Raw genomic sequence first — 18,828 nt, 5'->3', positions numbered from 1 at the left:
GCGAGGCGAACATTGCCGATGTTTACCGCGTCGATCTGCTGCAACGGGCCAACGATCTTGTCGCGAGCAAGCCGTAATGCCGGCAGTGGTTGAAATGGCGCGCCCGGCCCCTGTGGGCGGGGCGCAGCCCGCAATCGAAGTGGATCAACTGACCAAGGCGTTTTACGACAGCGAAAGCGACCGCGTGACTGTGGCCGTTTCCGATTTCAGCTTTTCGGTGGCGCGGGGTGAGTTTGTCTGCATCGTCGGGCCAAGCGGCTGTGGCAAGACCACGGTTTTGCGCATCCTCGCCGATCTTGAACAAAAGCTGAGCGGCACTGTGACGCTGCACAGCGAAACGCCCCCGGCCATGGTGTTTCAAGAGGCGTCGGTGCTGCCGTGGCTGACGGTGTCGGAAAATATCGCGCTGCCGCTCAGCCTGAAAGGCGCGCCGCGCGCCGAACAGGATGCCCGGGTGCGCGAGCTTGTGGCGCTGACCGGCCTGACGGAATTTGCAAATGCCCGCCCTCATCAGCTTTCGGGGGGTATGAAACAGCGGGTTTCGGTGGCCCGCGCCCTGGCGGATGACCGTGAAATCCTGTTGATGGATGAACCCTTTGGCGCGCTTGACGAACAGACCCGGCTGGTCTTGCAACAAGAGCTGCTGCGGATCTGGGAAAGAACCCGCAAGACGGTTCTTTTCATCACCCACAGCGTTGATGAGGCCCTGACGCTGGCTGACCGTGTGTTGGTCATGTCGCCCCGCCCCGGCACCCTGGTGGCCGATCTGAACGTGCCGTTCGAACGCCCGCGCGATGTTGTTGAAATGCGGCGCGACAAACGGTTCTGGGATCTGACCTATGAGGTCTGGAATCTGCTGGCCACACCGACGGAGACCTGAAATGACCACCACCGCCAGACCCCTTACAGACGACGAACTGAACCGGCTGAAAACCCCGGCGCAGCGCGAACAGATCTTTCGGCGCGCCTCGTATTTCAGCCCGCTTTTCCTGCTTTTGCTCTGGGAACTGGCCAGCCAGTTCAACCTGATCGACGCACGCTTTTTCCCTGCCCCCAGCGCGATTGCCGAAACCGCCTGGCGCATGGTGCTGAGCCTTGAGTTGTTCGAACATATGGGGGCGACGCTGCGCCGGGTTCTTGTCGGCTATGCCATGGGGGCCATTCCGGGGGTTATTCTGGGGCTGATCCTTGGTCTGTCGCACCCCGTGCGCCGGGTGCTGGGGCCGATCTTTGCGGCGCTTTATCCCGTGCCGAAAATCGCCATCCTGCCGCTGATCCTGCTGATATTCGGGGTCGGGGATGCATCGAAATTTGTTCTTATCGCCATCGGTGTGTTCTTTTTGATGTTTTACAACACCATGGGCGGGGTGATGCAGGCGCCACAGATTTACATGGACGTTGCCAAGAATGTCGGCGCGTCCCGTTTCCAGACCTTCCGGCGCATTGCCTTGCCCGCCGCATTGCCCAATATCTTTACCGGGCTGAAGCTGTCGGCGGGATCGGCATATATCATCATCGCGGCGGCTGAATTTCTGGGCGCGCGCAGCGGTGTCGGCTTTTTCATCTGGGCCTCGTGGCAGACCTTTGCCGTCTCGCGCATGTTTGTCGGCATCGTCGTTATTTCGGTCATGGGCTATCTGACCATCATGCTGATCGAGGCATTGGAACGGCATTTCGTGCCCTGGGCAAAGCACTGAACGGGGCTGGGGATCAGTATAATCATGACCGACACCACCCTCCCCGCCTCGGGCGTTCTCGTGCCAGCGTCAGAACGCATTTATCGCGCCGTCCGGCAAAACATCATCCGCTGCGAGATCGCGCCGGGAACCACGCTCGACGCGACGGCGATTGCCCGTGACTATGAGGTGTCGAAAACGCCGGTGCGCGACGCCATGCAAAAGCTGGCGGCGGACGGGTTGGTTTCGATTCTGCCGCGCAGCGGCTATCGGGTGGCGCCGATCACGTTTCAGGCGGTGCATGAAATCCTTGACCTGCGGGCGGCGATCGGCCCGCATATCGCGCGACAGGCGGCACGCTATGCCACGCCGGGTGATATTGCCGACCTGCGCCGGATTGTCGGAGAATACGTCGCCCCCCTTGATGTGGGCGCCATGCAGCAGGTGGCGCGCCGCTTTCATCTTGCCATTGCAGGGTGCAGCCGCAACGCGCGCCTTGTTGCCATTTCCGAGAACCTGTTTGATGAGCTTGAACGGCTTTTGCGGTTCGCGATTGATTTTTCCGGCAAGGCCCGCGAACATTCGGACGAACACACCGCCCTTGTCGATGCGATCGAGGCCCGGGATGGGGACCGCGCCGCAGGGATAGAGGCCGCGCATATCGCAAGCAGCCGGGAATTCCTGATCGAACGTCTGATGACGTTGGGCTATCTTTCGCAAAGTGAAATCCACATTGGCGCGTCGGCCCAAGGTGTGGCCCGATGAAAACCGCCCGCGATGCAATAGCGCAATTGGCAACAGCGATGGGCGGCGATCCGGCGGCAACGCTTGCGGCGTCGGCCCTGATCGAGGCGGATGGTCTGGGCCTGTCGCGGTTCGGGATTGCCATGCTTGACGAATGGTCCCCCGAGGCGGTGCCGGTGCAGGTGGATGCCCCCCTGCGGGCGCTGGGATCGCGCGATTGTTCGGGGTGCTTTGCGCCCCTTGCCGTGGCCGCCGCGACGCTGGAAATGGCGAATGCGGCGCAGAAGTTCGGGATTTCCGCCGTGTTTCTGCGGGGCATACGAGGCTTTGGCCGTCTTGCGCCTTTTGTGCGCCATCTTGCCGATGCGGGGCTGGTTGGCGTTGTCGGGGCCGAAGGCCCGCCGTTCGTGGCGCCCCATGGGGGTACGGCTGCGGTGATCGGCACCAACCCTTTGGCCCTTGGCATGGGGCAGGGGGATGCGCGTGTGGTGATCGACATTGCCAGCAGCACAACCACCATGGCCGATGTCGCCAAGGCGCGCGCAGCGGGCACGCCGTTGCCCGATGGAATCGCCTTAAACGCGGCGGGACGCCCGACCAGCATCGCAGCGGATGTTGCGGCACTGCTGCCGCGCGGCGGACAGATCGGATCACTGCTGGGCCTGATGGTCGAACTCATGGCCGGTGTGGCCGGGGGGCGCGGCGATCCGAAAGGGCGCGGCGTGTTCATTCTGGCCCTTGACCCTGCCGTGGCCGGTGACGGCTTTGACTGGCAGGAAAAACTTGCCGCCTTGCAGGGTGACTGGGCCATGGGGGGCGGGCATTGGCCACGGGGTGGCGGCCTGTCACCTGACACGGTGCTGGACGCTGAATTTGGTCGCCGTCTTACCGCCTGTCTTGCCCGGATGACCGCCACCGGGGGGCAATGATGCAACACGCGACCCCTCATATGAAAAGATGGTGCTTTAGATGACAACACATTCCAAATCCGCGCCTGTTCTTTCGGTCACGCCGGTTGATGGCCTGATTGATGTGCCGCGCCAGATTGTCGTGTCGGGGCTTGCCCCTGATGAACTGGTTGCGATCTCGGCCCGCACCCGGCGGGGGGCGGCGATGTCTGGGACAGTCAGGCCACCTTTATGGCGGATGCCCATGGGGTGGTTGATCTGACCCGCGATGCCCCCGTTGGTGGCGATTATGCCGAGGTTGCGCCCATGGGTCTGTTATGGGGCCAGCACCCGACCAACGGCACCAGCCGCGAGGTGTTTCCCGACGACGTCATGCAGCCCCTGCTGACCGAGCTGAGCGCCGAAACACCCGACGGTCAGCGCGCCGAGGCCGAGCTTTCGCAACGGTTTGCGGCATCCGGCGTCACGCGGCGCGAGGTGCGTCAGGACGGGTTGGTGGGCACGGTGTTCACCCCCGATGGCCCCGGCCCGCATCCGGTTGTGGTGGTTCTGAACGGGTCTGGCGGCGGCATCAACGAACCGCGCGGTGCGCTTTACGCGTCCCACGGTTATCAGGCGTTTGCGCTTGGGTATTTCAAGGCACCTGGCCTGTCGCCCTTTATCACCGAAACCCCCCTTGAGTATTTCGAAACGGGGTTGAAATGGGCGCACCGGGAACTGGCCCCGCGCGATGGTTTTGTTGCGGTCAGCGGTCAGTCGCGCGGTGGCGAACTGTCGCTGTTGTTGGGCGCAACCTTCCCTGATCTTGTCTCGGCTGTGATTGCCTATGTGCCGGGGGCCATGGTGCATGGGGCGCAGGGCGCGGGTGATCCGGCGCGTGGCGGTTGGCATGGTGTCGCCTGGACCATGGGTGGCGCGCCTCTGCCGCATCTTTTTGACGACAACAAAGCGGTGCATTGGCACCCCTGGGCGGGTGATGTGCCGCCCAATCGGCACCATTCGGTTTTCTTCGAGGCGCTGAAAGATCGTGATCTGGCGGCGCAGTCGCGCATTCCGGTTGAAAAAATAGCTGGCCCCGTGCTGTTGATTTCCGGGCGCGATGACCGGGCCTGGCCCTCCAGCCTGTATTCGCGCATGGTGGTTTCGACCCTGGGCCAGCACAAACACCCCTATCCGGTGCGCCACCTGGATTTTGACGATGCGGGCCATTCCATCAACCTGTCCTTTGTTCCGGCAACCCAGATAAGCCGCGATCACCCGGTGTCAAAAGTGCCGTTCACCACCGGCGGCACACCGTCGGGCAATGCCCGGGCCGATGACGGATCATGGCGTGGGGTTCTGGCATTTCTGAACGAGATTACCGGCGCCTGACCGGCCCCCCATAAAAGCCTTGCGCAAGCAAACCGATGCATCCTGTGAAAGGAAATGAACATGTCCACAAATGAACACCTGGAAGGCCAGTGGCGTGAATGGCGCTATGCCCACGTTGCAACCATGTTCCGCCCCTATGGCTGGACCTCGCTGGTGGCGCAATACTGGCTGGAACAGGACGACCGCGACGTGCAGTTCGAAATGCTTCCCGGCACCTGGTCGGTTGATGAGGGCAGGGTCATGTTTACGCCGCCCGCCTCTGGGCCGACGCTGTCGGTGAATGGCGCCTATCCGACCGGTCCCGTTGAAATCATCCCCGGGCGCAACCAGACCTATGGCAACGGCAACAGCGTGCCGGTGTATTTCGGCATCAAAGAGGTTGAAGCGATCCTGCGCACGACACACGACGGCAAGCCGCTTTTTGGGGTGCGGGTGCGTGACCCGCGCGAGGCGACCCGCCTCGCGGATGCAGCCCCCGACGCGTTTGATTATGACCCCGCCTGGCGCATTCCGGGCGTCTATACCCCAACCGAACGTGTGGCATTCGACGCCGAAACCGTTGAGCCGGGCGTGCGCGAAGCGACGCCACGCATGGGCACCTTTACGTTCGAGCGGAACGGCAAGGCCTATACCCTCGCGCTGATCGGCAAGGACACCGATACGGGGGTGCAGGCGGTGGCCCATATCCGCGATCAAACCAGTGGCCCGGTCACCTATGGCGCGGGGCGCATCGTTGAACTGCAATTCGCCGACAAGGATTGCCGCCGGATTGACTGGATTGATTTCAACTATGCGTTTGCGCTGCCTTGCGCCTTTACCAACTTTGTCACCTGCCCGTTGGTGCCCGCCGAAAACCATCTCGATTTTGAGGTTCTCGCGGGGGAAAAGCGGCCCGCCCGGACCGTCGAGCGCACCACGACCTATCAATCCTGAAGACGCGATCCGGCAGGACGTGAAACCGTTCGGTTTTACAGATTGAAACCATAGATTTAATCCGTTGGAGCGATCTGGAAAGACCCCCTATCTGTCCCCCGAAGCCAAAGGAGGGACGTTTGAATGTCGGATATTGTCAAAGGGGCGCGCTGGGGCGCATCAGCATTTTCCGGCCCGGCAGTGCTGCGGGTTCTGCCGGGTTTGGGGTTGGCGGGGTTGATCGCGGCAGCCGCGTTCGCGGTGCGGCTGTTGCCCGGGTTTCAGATGCTTGGCCCGCTGATTGTTGCGATCCTGCTTGGCATGGCGTTTCACAACCTGATCGGCACGCCGGATCTTGCCAAAGCGGGTGTGAAATTCAGCCTGAAACGGCTTCTGCGGGCTGGCATCGTGCTGTTGGGGCTGCAACTGACGGCGCAACAGGTTGTTGGGGTGGGGGGCATTGGTGTGGCGCTGATTGTTGTGACGCTGCTTGCCACCTTTGCGTTTACCACCCTGTTGGGGCGGGCGCTGAAGGTTGACCCCGGGCTGACGCAACTGATTGCGGCGGGCACGTCGATTTGCGGAGCGTCGGCGGTGATTGCCACCAACACCGTGACCCGGGCGCGCGACGAAGAGGTGGCCTATGCGGTGGCCTGTGTGACCATTTTCGGATCGCTTTCCATGGTGTTGATGCCGCTGCTTGGCGGGATGCTGGATATGGGGCCCCATGCCTTTGGGCTGTGGACGGGGGCCTCTATTCACGAGGTTGCCCAAGTGGTTGCCGCCGCCTATTCCCGCGGACAAGAGGCGGGTGAATTCGGTGCGATCGCCAAACTGACCCGTGTGATCATGCTGGCGCCCATGGTGCTGTTGCTGGGCGCCGCCGCCGCCCGCCGTCTGCGCCGCGAGGGGGCGCCGCCCGCCACGCCAGCGCGCCCATCCCGTGGTTCGTGCTGGGGTTCATGGCCATGGTCGGCCTTGCCAGCAGCGGCTGGGTGCCCGAGGGGACAGCACCGTTCACCACCGGCGCCACGCAATTCCTGTTGGCCACCGCCCTGGCCGCAATGGGACTGGAAACCGATCTGCGCAAACTGGTGGCCGAGGGCATCCGTCCGGCGTTGCTGGGGGCCGGGGCGTGGGTTTTCATTTTCCTTTTCAGCCTCGGTCTGGTTCTGTTGCTGGCATGACGCTTGAGCAGCTCAGAATCTTTATCGCGGTCGCAGAGCGTGAACACGTCACCCGCGCGGCTGCGTTTCTGAACCTGACACAAAGCGCCGTCAGTGGTGCGATTGCCACGCTGGAAGACCGCCACGCCGTGCGCCTGTTTGACAGGATCGGGCGGCGCATCATCCTGACCGACGCGGGGCGGATTTTTCTGGATGAGGCCCGGGCGGTTCTGGCCCGCGCCGGACAGGCAGAGCGCCTTTTGGCCGATCTGGCCGGGTTGAAGCGTGGCACCCTGCGCCTTGCCGCCAGTCAGACGGTCGCGAATTACTGGTTGCCGCCATTGATGCAGAAATTCCGCATGGCCCACCCCGGTTTCGCGCTGGAGCTTGTCACCGGCAATACCACCGAAGTGGCGCGGATGGTTCATGATGCCATTGTCGACCTTGGGTTTGTCGAGGGGGAAACCGATGATTTTTCACTGTCACGTCATCCGCTTCCCGGTGACGAACCGGCGCTTGTGGTTGCGCCGGGCCACCCGTGGGCAACACAGCCACCCGTCACAAAGCGCGATTTCAAATCCACCGCCTGGATTTTGCGAGAGGCCGGATCAGGCACCCGCGCTGTTTGTGAGGCGGCTTTTGCGCAACATGGCCTGTTGATCACGGACATTGATATTGCGCTGGAATTGCCATCGAACGAAGCGGTGCGCGCGGCTGTGGAATGCGGCGGCGGCGCCACCATTCTTTCCACGCTGGTCGTGCAGGCATCGCTTGACGCAGGGCGGCTGGTCAAGGTCGCGCTGAACTTGCCCAAGCGCCGCTTTCACGTGTTGCGCCACAAGGAACGGCATCTGTCACTGGCGGAACGGCGATTTCTTGACTTGGCGCAGGCAGACAGCGGGTCGGGCCCTGCCCGGGCCTGACCGGGTGGCCTTTGCGCTGTAATTCATGATGCGCGCGGCGCCCCTAGCGGGTTTCGGGAATGCGTGGCAACAGGATGGTACACAGCCCCAGCAACGGCAGATAGGAACACAGCCAATAGACGGTTTCGATCCCATAGGTATCGGCAAGCGTTCCCAAAAGGGCGGCGCCAAGACCCCCGGCGCCGAAGGCAAAGCCAAAGAACAACCCGCCGATCAACCCGATGCGCCCTGGCACCAACTGTTGGGCAAAGACCATGATCGCCGGAAAGGCCGAGGCAAAGACAAGGCCGATCATCACGCTGAGAACGCAGGTCCATTCAAAGTTGGCATAGGGCAGCAACATGGCAAAGGGGATCACCCCAAGCACCGAAAACCAGATCACGAAACGCGGGCTTGTCCTGTCACCGATCGGGCCGCCCATAAAGGTGCCAACTGCCGCCGACCCAAGAAACAGGAACAGCATCAACTGTGATTGCTGCATCGTCATGCCAAAGCGTTCGATCACATAAAAGGTGAAGTAACTGGATATGCTGGCCATATAGACATTCTTGGTGGCGGTCAGCAGCACCAGCACCAGCAAGGCCTGCAATATCCTGCCCCGGGGCAGGGGCAGGGCGCGGCTTGGCGCCTCACCGCCGCGGCTTTGGCGGTGCTGGGCCGAATACCACCGCCCGACCTGCGCCAGCAGGATGATGCCCGCCATCGCCAACACCGACAGCCACGCCACGCTGTGCTGTCCGTTGGGCAACACGATAAAGGCGGCGATCAGCGGCCCGATGGCCGACCCGAAATTGCCCCCGACCTGAAACAGCGATTGCGCCAGCCCGTGCCGCCCCCCGACGCCAGCCGCGCCACGCGCGATGCCTCGGGGTGAAACACCGACGACCCGACCCCGATCAGCGAGGCGGCCAGCAAAAGCAGCCCGAAATTGGCGGCGTTGCCCAACAGGATCAGCCCGCAAAACGTGCTGGCCATGCCCACAGGCAGGGAAAAGGGCATCGGCCAGCGATCAGTGACCAGCCCGACCACAGGCTGCAAAAACGACGCCGTGACCTGAAACGTCAGGGTCAAAAGGCCGATCTGCATGAAATCCAGCGCATAGTTCTGCTTGAGGATCGGATAAAGCGACGACAGCAGCGACTGCATGATATCATTGAGCATATGCCCGAGGCTGACCGCGATCAGGATCGAAAGGGTGGTTTTCCCAAAACGGCGTGTTGGATTGGACGAGGCCAACGTCATGGCAATCTCCGTTTGCGGCACCTGGTCCAGACACACCCGCCCGGCCCACTTGTCAACGCCATGATTTTCATCGGATACAGAAAGATGCCGTCTCAGAGCAAGGGGCCGATTGGCGGCAACGAAGGCCGGCGCATGTGCGCGCCGCTTTTGCGGCCCACACCGGACAGGGAAACCCGATGACCTATGATGTGGCGGATATCATCGCACTGGATGCCTTCAAGCTGGCGCAAGACACCCTGCGCGCCCAGCATGATCTGTTTGTGGAACAGATTATCGAGCTGACGGAAATTCCGGCCCCTCCGTTCAAGGAAGAACGGCGCGCCGGGGCCTTTGAACAGAAATTCCGCGATCTTGGGCTGGATGATGTTCACCGCGATGACATCGGCAATGTTCTGGGGGTTCGCCGGGGGCGCGGGAATGGGCAGATGATCGTGGTTGCTGCGCATCTTGATACGGTTTTCCCCGAAGGCACCGATTGTACCGTGCGTCGTGACGGCACCAGATTGTTTGCGCCGGGCATCGGGGATGACACACGCGGGCTTGCCGCCCTGCTGGCGTTCATTCGCGCCCTTGATGCTGCGAAAATCGAAACGGAGCAGGATATTCTGTTCGTCGGTGATGTGGGCGAGGAAGGCAAAGGCGATCTGCGCGGCGTGCGCCATCTTTTTACCCAAGGGAAATACCGCAATCAGATTGCCGGGTTCTTTACCGTCGATGGCCTGAACCTTGAGGACATCACGACAACCGCCGTTGGATCCTATAGATACCGCGTGGCGTTCAACGGGCCGGGCGGGCATTCGTTGATGGCATTCGGAACGGTAAACCCGGCCTATGCCATGGGGTCACTGCTGTCTGCGATGGCCGAATTCGAGGTGCCAAAAACACCCCTGACAACCTTTTGCGCCTCGACATTTGGCGGCGGAACGTCGGTAAATGCAATTCCTGAAACGGTCTGGGCCGAGATTGATTTGCGGTCGGAAGATCAGGCAGAGCTGGACAGGCTGGATGCAAAACTGCGCGCCGCGATCACAGCCGCCACCGGGAAAGAGAACGCCCGCGCCGATACGTCGGACGGCGTGATTTCGGCGGAACTGACCAGAATCGGCAACCGCCCGGCGGGGGCGACACCCCATAACAGCCGGATCGTGCAGGCCGCATTCGCCGCCCTTCCGTTGTTCGGGTTTGAAAAGACAACCGGGTCAAGCTCGACCGATGCCAACATCCCGATGGGGCTGGGTATTCCCGCGATCCGTCTTGGCTCGGGTGGCACCGGCGGGCGGGCGCACACCCTTGATGAATGGATCGACGTAGAGCCGGAAAATTCCCTGCGCGGATTGTTCGCAGGCCTGGCCACCATACTGGGCACAGCGGGCGTCGTGGGTGCGCGCGAAGGATGAACGACCAACGGCATTGACTTGGGGGGGCGGATACCTACCTTTGATGGTATGAAGACGCATGTTGATCATTTTCGATTTCTCCTGCTGAACCGCTCCCTTCCCCGGGCGGTTTAGGCGCGTCTGCGCCTGCGACACTTCCCGGGGCCTCCTCACATCCTGAACGTGTACGTGGCCCTGTCGCCCGAGGAGATATCATGATCAACACCACTCAGCCCCAACAGACCGACCCCAAAAATTTCGCTGGCCTCAAGGCTTTGCAGAATGATCCGGCGTTCATACCAACGGCCGATTATCAGAAATTGCAGGAACATCTGGACCAATGCGAAAGCGCTGTAAGGCCGTCGTCGACGCTGCTTCCCTATGTTTTGGCGCACAAGCTGCGATCTGCGACACCCGTACCGGACATGCAATGTTGCGATCTGGTGATCGGGGGGTGCTGTGTCACCTATACGGTTGACGGGGGCGCGGCCCAGACCGGTTTGCTGGTCCACCGCGCCCGAGAGGGTTTGGCCGGGGGTGTCATTCCCGTTGCCTCGCTGTTGGGCGCTGCGTTGATCGGCATGAAGGTGGGGCAACGCGCGCCGCTGCTGCGGGATGACGGCACAATCGGCAGGCTTGTCGTTCTTGGCGTCGCCCATTCTGCCTGACCCGGCTGTTAAAATATCTAACTGAATTTTTATCCTTGCAAGGAGGCAAGAACATGTCTGCCCCAATGACGGCACCTGCGAAACGTACCAAACGGAACCCGAAAATCGTGATCAACGCCGATGACGTCAGCCATCTGGAAAGCCTGGCGGAAGGCATGTTGAGACGCAATCCCACCCTGGCGGACCGTCTGTTTGACGAAATCAGCCGGGCACGGATCGTCGCGCCCGCCAAGATGCCCGGCAATGTCGTGACCATCGGCAGCACCGTAACCTATCGCGACGAAGCGACCGGCAACGACAAAACCGTGACGCTGGTCTATCCCGAACACGCCGATATAGAGCGGTTGCAGGTGTCCGTGATGACGCCGATCGGCGTTGCCCTTTTGGGGTTGTCCGAGGGGGCCAGTTTTTATTGGGACACCCGCGACAACCAGCGCCGCACCCTGACGATCATCAAGGTCGAACAACGCTCTGGTGACGGGGCAGGCGACGCTTGATCATGGATACGTTGAAACAGGTTGATCCAACCGCACATGCATTCCCGGAGGGGGCGCCGACATGATGTAAGGTCTGTCTGGGCGCTTTCTCCGGGTCATCCATACCACCTTTCCCGGCCCTGCGCCCTTATCGGAAACCATCAAATGTTCTTGTCTGTTCCCCCAAAGGCCCGCAAGGCCTGCGACCCCCGTGATCTGTGTCGCGAAAACTGCTCTGATACTCATGTCATGATGGGCTGCGCCCGTGTCGCAGCGATTGGCGCGCCCGATCTGAATTGGCAGCGGGGGCTTTGGCAATGACCACCAAACAGCACGCCCGGCGCTTGATCTGGCCAACCGCCCTTGTGGTGTTGACCGTCGGGTTGATCCTGTTCTCGTCCGATTTGACGGACATGATCGGACATCACGAACCCTTGTCCCTTGGCATCCGGGGGCTGGCTTATTTCGGCTCGGCGTGGCTGGTCAGCCGGGTTTTGTCCATGGCCCTTGATCAGGCTGCCGCACGACGGCGCCCATACCCCCGTCTGCTGCGGGATCTGATTGCGGCGGCGCTGTTTTTGGTCGCGTTCACGGCAACGGTTTCGCTGTTCATGGGGCAGGGCGCGATCGGGGCGCTGGCCGGATCGGGGCTGATCCTTGCCATGTTGGGGTTTGCCATTCGAAATGTGGTGGCGGATACCCTTTCAGGAATAGCCCTTGGCGTTGAGGGGCCGTTTCGCATCGGCGACTGGGTTGATATTGACGGTTTGGCGCGGGGCAAGGTCATCGAAATCGGATGGCGCACGACCCGTATCCTGACCCGCAACGCAACCTATATGATCCTGCCCAACAGTCAGATCGCGCTTCAGCGGATCACCAATTATTCTGCGCCAAAGCCGCAGTATCGCGCGCAGATCACCATCACGTTGGATCATGTCATGCCTATCGCGCAGGCGCGTCGGGTGATGCTGGATGCCATGAAAGATGCGAAGGTGATTCAACAGGATCCGGCGCCTGACGTGCGCGTTCTGGCCTATGAAGAAGGCGGTATCACCTATGCGCTTCGGTATTGGTTGTCACGTTTTGACCGCGATGTTGATTGCCGCGACGAGGTGTTTAGCCGCGTTGACGGCGCATTGCGTCAGGCGGGGTGTGTTGCCCCCCGGCGCCGTATCGAACTTGTCAGGCCGCGCCATCAGAGTGCGGGTGACGGCGGAGATACCCAAACGCTGCCAGCGCCCGTTGCGTGACTGTGACACCATCGAAACGAACCGCTAGCCGCCCCGGACCCGCGGTTTTCGCGGTGTGTCCGGGGGTGGGTGTATTAACATAAGACGGATTATAAAACCGCCATGGCGTTTCCGGGCTGCCCGCGAGATCAGAGGGGGCGTTTGAACCAGCGTGCCAGCACGCCGATCACCCCTTCGCGGAACAACAGCACACCGATCACGAAAATGGCGCCCTGAATGACCGTGACCCATGCGCCGAAAGTCGCAAGATAGTTCTGCATGGTCACGATCATCGCCGCGCCTGCCAATGGCCCGAATATCGTGCCCATGCCCCCCAGCAGCGTCATCAGCACCACTTCGCCCGACATCGACCAATGCACATCGGTCAGCGAGGCAAGCTGAAACACCTGGCTTTTCATCGCGCCCGCCAGCCCGGCAAAGGTGGCCGACAACACAAAGACCATCAGCTTGTACCGATTGACGTTATAGCCAAGTGAAATCGCCCGGGGTTCGTTTTCGCGGATCGCTTTCAGCACCTGACCAAACGGCGAATTCACGATACGATACAGCATCAGGATGCCACCAAAGGTTACCGCCAGTACAAAGAAATACAGCGGTACGTTATCCTCAAGCGAGATCAGCCCGAACAGATCGCCACGTGGCACCGACTGAATCCCGTCCTCGCCGCCGGTAAAGGGCAGTTGCAGGGACAGGAAATACACCATCTGGGCAAAGGCCAGCGTGACCATGGCAAAATAGATGCCCTGCCTGCGGATCGACAAAGACCCGATCACCAGCCCGAGAAATGCCGCCGCCGCTGTGCCCGCCAGCACCGCCAACTCAGGCGTCAGGCCCCAGACCTTGGCCGCATGGGCCGCCACATAGCTGGCCCCGCCGAAATACGCCGCATGGCCAAAGGACAAAAGCCCGCCAAACCCAAGCAGCAGGTTGAACGCGGCGGCGAACAACGCGAAACACATCACCTTCATGGCAAAGACCGGATAAACCATGAACGGCAGCACGATCAGGAATGCCAGCAGGACAAGGAAAATCGCCTTGTGCAACAGCGGCATGCCGGTGGCCGAGTCGACAAATTCAACGGGGGTGGTTTCGGCGGCGGGTGTCACACTGTCTGTCTGTTGCATCTCACGCTGCCTTCCCGAACAGCCCTTCGGGCTTTATCAAAAGTACGATCGCCATGATGACAAAGATCACCACCGCCGAGCCTTCGGGATAGAACACCCGCGTCAGCCCCTCGACCAGCCCCAGCATGTATCCCGTCAGGATCGCTCCCAGGATCGACCCCATGCCGCCAATGACCACAACGGCAAACACCACGATGATCAGATCGGCGCCCATGTTCGGGTTGACCGAATAGATCGGCGCCGCCAGCACACCGGCAAACCCGGACAGCGCCACGCCAAAACCATAGGTCAGCATGATCAGCAGCGGCACGTTGATCCCAAAGGCCCCCACCAGCACCGGATTTTCCGTCGCCGCGCGCAGATAGGCGCCCAGCCGGGTTTTTTCGATGATGAACCAAGTGGCAAAACACACAACCGCCGAGGCAACAACGACCCAGGCGCGATAGTTCGGCAGGAACATGAACCCAAGGTTGTTGCCCCCCGAAAGCGCCGCCGGAATTTGATAAGGCAGGCCCGAAATACCGTAATAATTGCGGAACAGGCCCTGAATGATCAGCGCCAGACCAAAGGTCAGCAGCAGCCCGTAAAGGTGATCAAGATGATAAAGCCGCGACAGCATCGTGCGCTCCATCAGAATTCCGAAAGCGCCGGTGATCAGCGGCGCAAGGATCAGCGCGGGCCAATAGCCGACGCCAAGGTAATGCAGCAGCATCCAGGCCACAAAGGCCCCCATCATGTAAAGCGCGCCATGGGCAAAATTGATGATGTTGAGCAGGCCGAATATCACCGCCAGCCCCAGAGACAGGACAGCATAAAACGACCCGTTGATCAGGCCCAGCAGCAGTTGTCCCAAAAGAACCTGCGGCGGTATTCCCAAAAGCTCGAACATACGAAAGCGCCCCGTCGTCATTTGTTGCGCCACCCCCGGAACATTGCCGGGGGGCAGCGTGGCCGTTGTTAGCGGCTTACATTTTTGTAAAGTCGCATTCGTCCAGCATGGGCAGGAAGGCGTCATCGCCGTTGATCGCCGAAATCTGATTGTAAAGATCCCATTCGCCACTGGATTCGTCCGGTGTTTTGACCTGGAACAGATACATATCGTGGATCGCCCGCCCGTCGCCGCGCACCGTGACCTTGCCAAAGAGCGGATCGTCGATATCCATCGACTTCATCTTGGCGACCACAGCCTTGCCGTCATCGGCGCTGCCCAGAGCCTCGACCGCAGCAAGATAGGCCATCGTGCCGGAATAAACCCCGGCCTGTACCATCGTCGGCTGGGCGCCGTGGGTGTCAAAGAACCGCTTTGACCATGCGCGGGTCGCATCGTTCTGATCCCAATAAAAGGCTTCGGTCAGGGACAGGCCCTGTGCCGTCTGTGCCCCCAGCGCATGAACATCGGTCACAAAGAACAGCAGCGCGGCCAGTTTCTGCCCGGCCTGGGTGATGCCGAATTCCGCCGCCTGCTTGATCGCGTTCACCGTATCGCCGCCGGCGTTGGCCAGACCGATAACATCGGCGCCCGACCCTTGCGCCTGCAGCAGGAACGACGAGAAATCCTGCGCCGGGAACGGTACGTTGACCGCGCCGACCACTTCGCCGCCGTTGGCCTCGACCACGGCCGAGGTGTTTTCCTCAAGCGAGTGGCCAAAGGCATAGTCGGCGGTCAGGAAGAACCATTTTTTGCCGCCCGCATTGGTCATCGCCCCGCCCGTGCCATTGGCAAGAGCCGCGGTGTCATAGGTCCAGTGAACCGTTGTCGGGTGGCATTGTTCGCGGGTCAGCGCGGTGGACCCGGCGCCCGAGTTGATCATCACGCCGTTCTTTTCGGCGGTGATGTCGGACACCGCCAGCGCGACCGAGGATGTTGGCACGTCAAGAATGGCGTTCACACCGTCCTGATCGTACCACTGACGCGCGATGTTCGACCCGATGTCGGGCTTGTTCTGGTGATCGGCCGAGATGATTTCGACGTTCATGCCTTTGTCGGCGGCTTTGAAATCTTCAACCGCCATGCGTGCGGCGACGACGGATCCTTCGCCCGACAGGTCGGCATAAACGCCCGAACGGTCGTTCAGCACGCCCAGTTTAACGTCGATGTCCGCCATCGCCGCGCCGGCAAACAGCGCGCCAAGCGCCGTTCCATAGGCCAGTGATTTGATCATGTCGTTCTCTCCCTTGTTTTGGCGTGATGTCACGCCGGTTCTTGTGGATCAGACGCCCAGATAGGCGTGCAGCTTGTCCATGTTCGCGTCCAGGTCGGCGTTGGGGATCATGTCGATCACCCTGCCCTGATCGACGACATAATGGCGGTCGGCCACCGAGGCGGCAAAACGGAAATTCTGTTCCACGAGCACGATGGTAAAGCCTTCTTTTTTCAGCGCGGCGATGGTGCGGCCAATATGCTGAACGATAACCGGGGCCAGTCCTTCGGTCGGTTCATCCAGCAACAGCAGCTTGGCGCCCGTGCGCAGGATGCGCGCAATGGCCAGCATCTGTTGTTCGCCGCCCGACAGTTTGGTGCCCTGACTGCGGCGCCGTTCCAGCAGATTGGGGAACAGATCATAGATCCGCTCGACGCTTAGCCCGCCATCGGCGATGCGCGGCGGCAGCATCAGGTTTTCCTCGACGTTCAGCGACGAAAAAATGCCCCGTTCTTCGGGGCAGATGGCAATGCCCAGATGGGCAATCTGGCGCGGCTGCATGTGAATTGTTTCGGTGCCGGCAAAACGCACCGACCCTTCGCGCCGGGGCAGGATGCCCATGATGCCCAGCAGAGTCGATGTCTTGCCCGCGCCGTTGCGCCCCAGCAGGGTCACGACCTCGCCGGGGTTCACATGGAAATCGACACCGTGCAAAACGTGGCTTTCGCCATACCAGCCCTGCAATCCCTCGACGCGCAGCAGCGCATCCTTGCCCGAAGTGTCGCTCATGCTTCTGCCCCGATATAGGCCTCGATCACGGCGGGCGATTTGCTGACCGTTTCGTAATCGCCTTCGGCCAGAATTTCGCCACGGGCCAGAACGGTGATCCAGTCCGACAGATCGGCCACGACCGACAGGTTATGTTCCACCATCAGGATCGTCCGCCCCTTGGCCACGCGCCGGATCAGGGCCGAAATCCGTTCCACATCGGCCTGCGCCATGCCCGCCATCGGTTCATCGAGCAACAGCATGTCAGGTTCCAGCGCCAGCGTGGTGGCAATTTCCAGCGCCCGTTTGCGCCCATAAGACAGATCCCCCGCCCGGTGATTGACGAATTCGCTCAGTCCCACTTCCTCGATATGGGCGCGGGCGGCGTCGTCAAAGCGGGTGAGGGTTTTTTCCGAACGCCAGAAATCATAGCTTTCGCCACGCTTGCGCTGTAACGCGACGCGCACGTTCTGTAACACGCTGAGATCAGGAAACACCGCCGAGATCTGGAACGACCGCACAAGGCCCAGGCGCGCAATCTCGGCCGGGGCCAGAGAGGTGATATCGCGCCCCTCGTAAAGGATGGTGCCACGGGTGGGTTGAAGGAATTTCGTCAGAAGGTTGAAACAGGTGGTCTTGCCCGCGCCGTTCGGGCCGATCAGGGCATGGATGGCCCCTTTGCGGACCTTCAGGTCGACATTGTTGACGGCAACAAAACCTTTGAATTCCTTCGTCAATCCACGGGCTTCCAGGGCAAGCGTCATGTCAGACCTGCCACCGGGCCGGAACGGCCGCTATCGTGCAACACTGGTAATCCTTAATCATGCATCCCGAGTCTTTGAGGTTCTCAATCGAGAGACTGTAATAAGTTTGCGCAACGGTCAATGCGTTCATTCCGAATGTTTCGCCCCCCACAAAAGTCCCGGTCCGCAGACCAGAGTGACAAGGCAGGGCAATTCAGGCAACGCTTCCCTTGGGTCACCGCGACACATTTTGCAGGGGCGGCGACATTTGTTGGCCATGCTGCCATGCAGCTGGGGTGAGAATGGCGAAATCTGTAAAGTGTTCATACTTCATTTCGATATATTACACGAAATCTCGGCCTGTTTTGACATTGTATATTACAAATATTGACATCTTTCGCTATCCAGTCTATTGAACCCCAAAGCGTTGGCAGAAAGCAGAAAATTGGACGGGGTGACCGTGTTGAGCCTTCTGGAGATTGAATTGGCCCTCGCCGCTGAAGGCAACAAGATACGCTGTTAGGATGACCCGCCCTGACGGTTCTGTCGCGTCAGGGCGCGCGCCGGATTTACAACAACCATGGCTGCACAAGCCGGACGATAGGAAAAAACCATGAGCGATTACATCTTGTCCAACGAAACGCGTGAAAAATTAAAAAAGGTTTCCACGGCTTCGGTCGCGACCGCCCTGTTCAAGCGCGGCCTGCGCAACCAGTTCGTGCAAGGCGTCGCCCCGATGGAGCGCAAGCCGGTAACGATGGTCGGTCAGGCCTTTACCCTGCGCTATATTCCCGCGCGCGAGGATCGGAACCCGATCACCGTTTTCCGCGACCGCGACCACAAACAACGGGTGGCGATCGAAACCTGTCCCGAGGGCCATGTGCTGGTTATGGATGCCCGCAAAGACAGCCGCGCCGCCACAGCCGGGTCGATTCTGATCACCCGTCTTGCGCAACGCGGTGCTGCGGGCGTCGTTTCCGATGGCGGTGTGCGCGACGCGGTGGGGATTGGCGCCCTTGATATGCCCGCCTATTTTGGCTGCCCTTCGGCGCCAACCAACCTTACGCTGCACGAGGCGATCGATATCAACGTGCCGATTTCCTGTGGTGATGCGCCGGTCTTTCCGGGCGATGTCATGCTGGGCGACGGCGATGGCGTGATGGTGATCCCCGCGCACCTGGCGGACGAAATCGCCGAGGAATGCACGGATATGGAATCCTATGAGGATTTCGTGCTGGAGCAAGTGAACGAGGGGGCCGGGATTATCGGTCTCTATCCGGCAACGGACGATGAAAACCTGGTGAAATACAGCGCGTGGCGCGAACGGACAGGACGATAGC

General features: G+C 60.8%; 18 protein-coding genes and 2 pseudogenes. 14 read left to right on the top strand and 6 right to left on the bottom strand.

The window, feature by feature from the left end:
- The first annotated feature begins 76 nt into the window (after positions 1-76).
- The 9 genes and pseudogenes from AC0L7P_RS19320 (at position 77) to AC0L7P_RS19280 (ending at position 7,700) form a co-directional block, all read left to right on the top strand.
- Entirely contained in the window at positions 77-880 is an 804-nt protein-coding gene (locus AC0L7P_RS19320) for an ABC transporter ATP-binding protein (protein WP_473435773.1), read from the top strand.
- Between the two features lies 1 nt (position 881).
- Positions 882-1,697 (top strand): ABC transporter permease, encoded by an 816-nt coding sequence (locus AC0L7P_RS19315; protein ID WP_473435772.1) that lies wholly within the window; start codon positions 882-884, stop codon positions 1,695-1,697.
- Between the two features lie 24 nt (positions 1,698-1,721).
- Positions 1,722-2,441, top strand: coding sequence for a GntR family transcriptional regulator (locus tag AC0L7P_RS19310; RefSeq protein ID WP_473435771.1), 720 nt, complete (start codon positions 1,722-1,724; stop codon positions 2,439-2,441).
- Positions 2,438-3,349 carry an Ldh family oxidoreductase gene (locus AC0L7P_RS19305; protein WP_473435770.1) on the top strand — a complete coding sequence of 304 codons (912 nt, stop codon included), beginning with the start codon at positions 2,438-2,440 and terminating at the stop codon, positions 3,347-3,349. Before AC0L7P_RS19310 ends, AC0L7P_RS19305 begins: the two co-directional genes overlap by 4 nt.
- A gap of 40 nt (positions 3,350-3,389) precedes the next feature.
- Positions 3,390-3,590 (top strand): hypothetical protein, encoded by a 201-nt coding sequence (locus tag AC0L7P_RS19300; protein ID WP_473435769.1) that lies wholly within the window; start codon positions 3,390-3,392, stop codon positions 3,588-3,590.
- On the top strand, positions 3,560-4,699 hold the full coding sequence (locus tag AC0L7P_RS19295; RefSeq protein ID WP_473435768.1) for an acyl-CoA thioester hydrolase/BAAT C-terminal domain-containing protein: 1,140 nt from the start codon (positions 3,560-3,562) through the stop codon (positions 4,697-4,699). Before AC0L7P_RS19300 ends, AC0L7P_RS19295 begins: the two co-directional genes overlap by 31 nt.
- A 60-nt stretch (positions 4,700-4,759) precedes the next feature.
- Positions 4,760-5,632: a DUF1684 domain-containing protein gene (locus AC0L7P_RS19290; RefSeq protein WP_473435767.1), complete on the top strand. Its 873-nt coding sequence runs from the start codon at positions 4,760-4,762 to the stop codon at positions 5,630-5,632.
- Between the two features lie 123 nt (positions 5,633-5,755).
- A pseudogene (locus tag AC0L7P_RS19285) lies at positions 5,756-6,798 on the top strand (YeiH family protein).
- Entirely contained in the window at positions 6,795-7,700 is a 906-nt protein-coding gene (locus tag AC0L7P_RS19280; RefSeq protein WP_473435766.1) for a LysR family transcriptional regulator, read from the top strand. The pseudogene AC0L7P_RS19285 and the gene AC0L7P_RS19280 overlap by 4 nt, the downstream one beginning before the upstream one ends.
- A 43-nt stretch (positions 7,701-7,743) precedes the next feature.
- Here AC0L7P_RS19280 and AC0L7P_RS19275 read toward each other — a convergent pair.
- A pseudogene (locus AC0L7P_RS19275) lies at positions 7,744-8,942 on the bottom strand (MFS transporter).
- A 176-nt stretch (positions 8,943-9,118) separates the two neighbouring features.
- On the opposite strand from AC0L7P_RS19275, the gene AC0L7P_RS19270 reads away from it, so the two are divergent.
- The 4 genes from AC0L7P_RS19270 (at position 9,119) to AC0L7P_RS19255 (ending at position 12,712) form a co-directional block, all read left to right on the top strand.
- Positions 9,119-10,339 carry a M20/M25/M40 family metallo-hydrolase gene (locus AC0L7P_RS19270; protein ID WP_473435765.1) on the top strand — a complete coding sequence of 407 codons (1,221 nt, stop codon included), beginning with the start codon at positions 9,119-9,121 and terminating at the stop codon, positions 10,337-10,339.
- A 194-nt stretch (positions 10,340-10,533) separates the two neighbouring features.
- Complete coding sequence (locus AC0L7P_RS19265) at positions 10,534-10,986, top strand: GreA/GreB family elongation factor (RefSeq protein ID WP_473435764.1); 453 nt, start codon at positions 10,534-10,536, stop codon at positions 10,984-10,986.
- A gap of 53 nt (positions 10,987-11,039) precedes the next feature.
- Positions 11,040-11,483, top strand: a complete 444-nt coding sequence (rnk, locus tag AC0L7P_RS19260) for a nucleoside diphosphate kinase regulator (protein WP_473435763.1) — start codon at positions 11,040-11,042, stop codon at positions 11,481-11,483.
- A 296-nt stretch (positions 11,484-11,779) separates the two neighbouring features.
- Positions 11,780-12,712 (top strand): mechanosensitive ion channel family protein, encoded by a 933-nt coding sequence (locus AC0L7P_RS19255; RefSeq protein ID WP_473435762.1) that lies wholly within the window; start codon positions 11,780-11,782, stop codon positions 12,710-12,712.
- 128 nt (positions 12,713-12,840) lie between these two features.
- Here AC0L7P_RS19255 and AC0L7P_RS19250 read toward each other — a convergent pair whose 3' ends face one another.
- The 5 genes from AC0L7P_RS19250 to AC0L7P_RS19230 form a co-directional block, all read right to left on the bottom strand.
- Positions 12,841-13,836 (bottom strand): branched-chain amino acid ABC transporter permease, encoded by a 996-nt coding sequence (locus AC0L7P_RS19250; protein WP_473435761.1) that lies wholly within the window; start codon positions 13,834-13,836, stop codon positions 12,841-12,843.
- A gap of 1 nt (position 13,837) precedes the next feature.
- Positions 13,838-14,725 (bottom strand): branched-chain amino acid ABC transporter permease, encoded by an 888-nt coding sequence (locus AC0L7P_RS19245; protein WP_473435787.1) that lies wholly within the window; start codon positions 14,723-14,725, stop codon positions 13,838-13,840.
- A 76-nt stretch (positions 14,726-14,801) separates the two neighbouring features.
- A complete protein-coding gene (locus tag AC0L7P_RS19240; protein WP_473435760.1) occupies positions 14,802-15,998 on the bottom strand; it encodes an ABC transporter substrate-binding protein in 1,197 nt (398 codons plus the stop codon).
- 48 nt (positions 15,999-16,046) lie between these two features.
- Positions 16,047-16,766 carry an ABC transporter ATP-binding protein gene (locus tag AC0L7P_RS19235; protein WP_473435759.1) on the bottom strand — a complete coding sequence of 240 codons (720 nt, stop codon included), beginning with the start codon at positions 16,764-16,766 and terminating at the stop codon, positions 16,047-16,049.
- Positions 16,763-17,509 carry an ABC transporter ATP-binding protein gene (locus tag AC0L7P_RS19230; RefSeq protein ID WP_473435758.1) on the bottom strand — a complete coding sequence of 249 codons (747 nt, stop codon included), beginning with the start codon at positions 17,507-17,509 and terminating at the stop codon, positions 16,763-16,765. The genes AC0L7P_RS19235 and AC0L7P_RS19230 overlap by 4 nt, the downstream gene beginning before the upstream one ends.
- Before the next feature lie 592 nt (positions 17,510-18,101).
- Here AC0L7P_RS19230 and AC0L7P_RS19225 point away from each other — a divergent pair.
- A complete protein-coding gene (locus tag AC0L7P_RS19225; protein ID WP_473435757.1) occupies positions 18,102-18,827 on the top strand; it encodes a ribonuclease activity regulator RraA in 726 nt (241 codons plus the stop codon).
- Position 18,828: the final 1 nt, after the last annotated feature.

This window comes from Oceaniglobus sp. K40-3, from assembly GCF_055808395.1.
The sequence above is the reverse complement of the archived record's forward strand: the minus strand, read 5'-3'. Positions and strand labels throughout refer to the sequence as shown.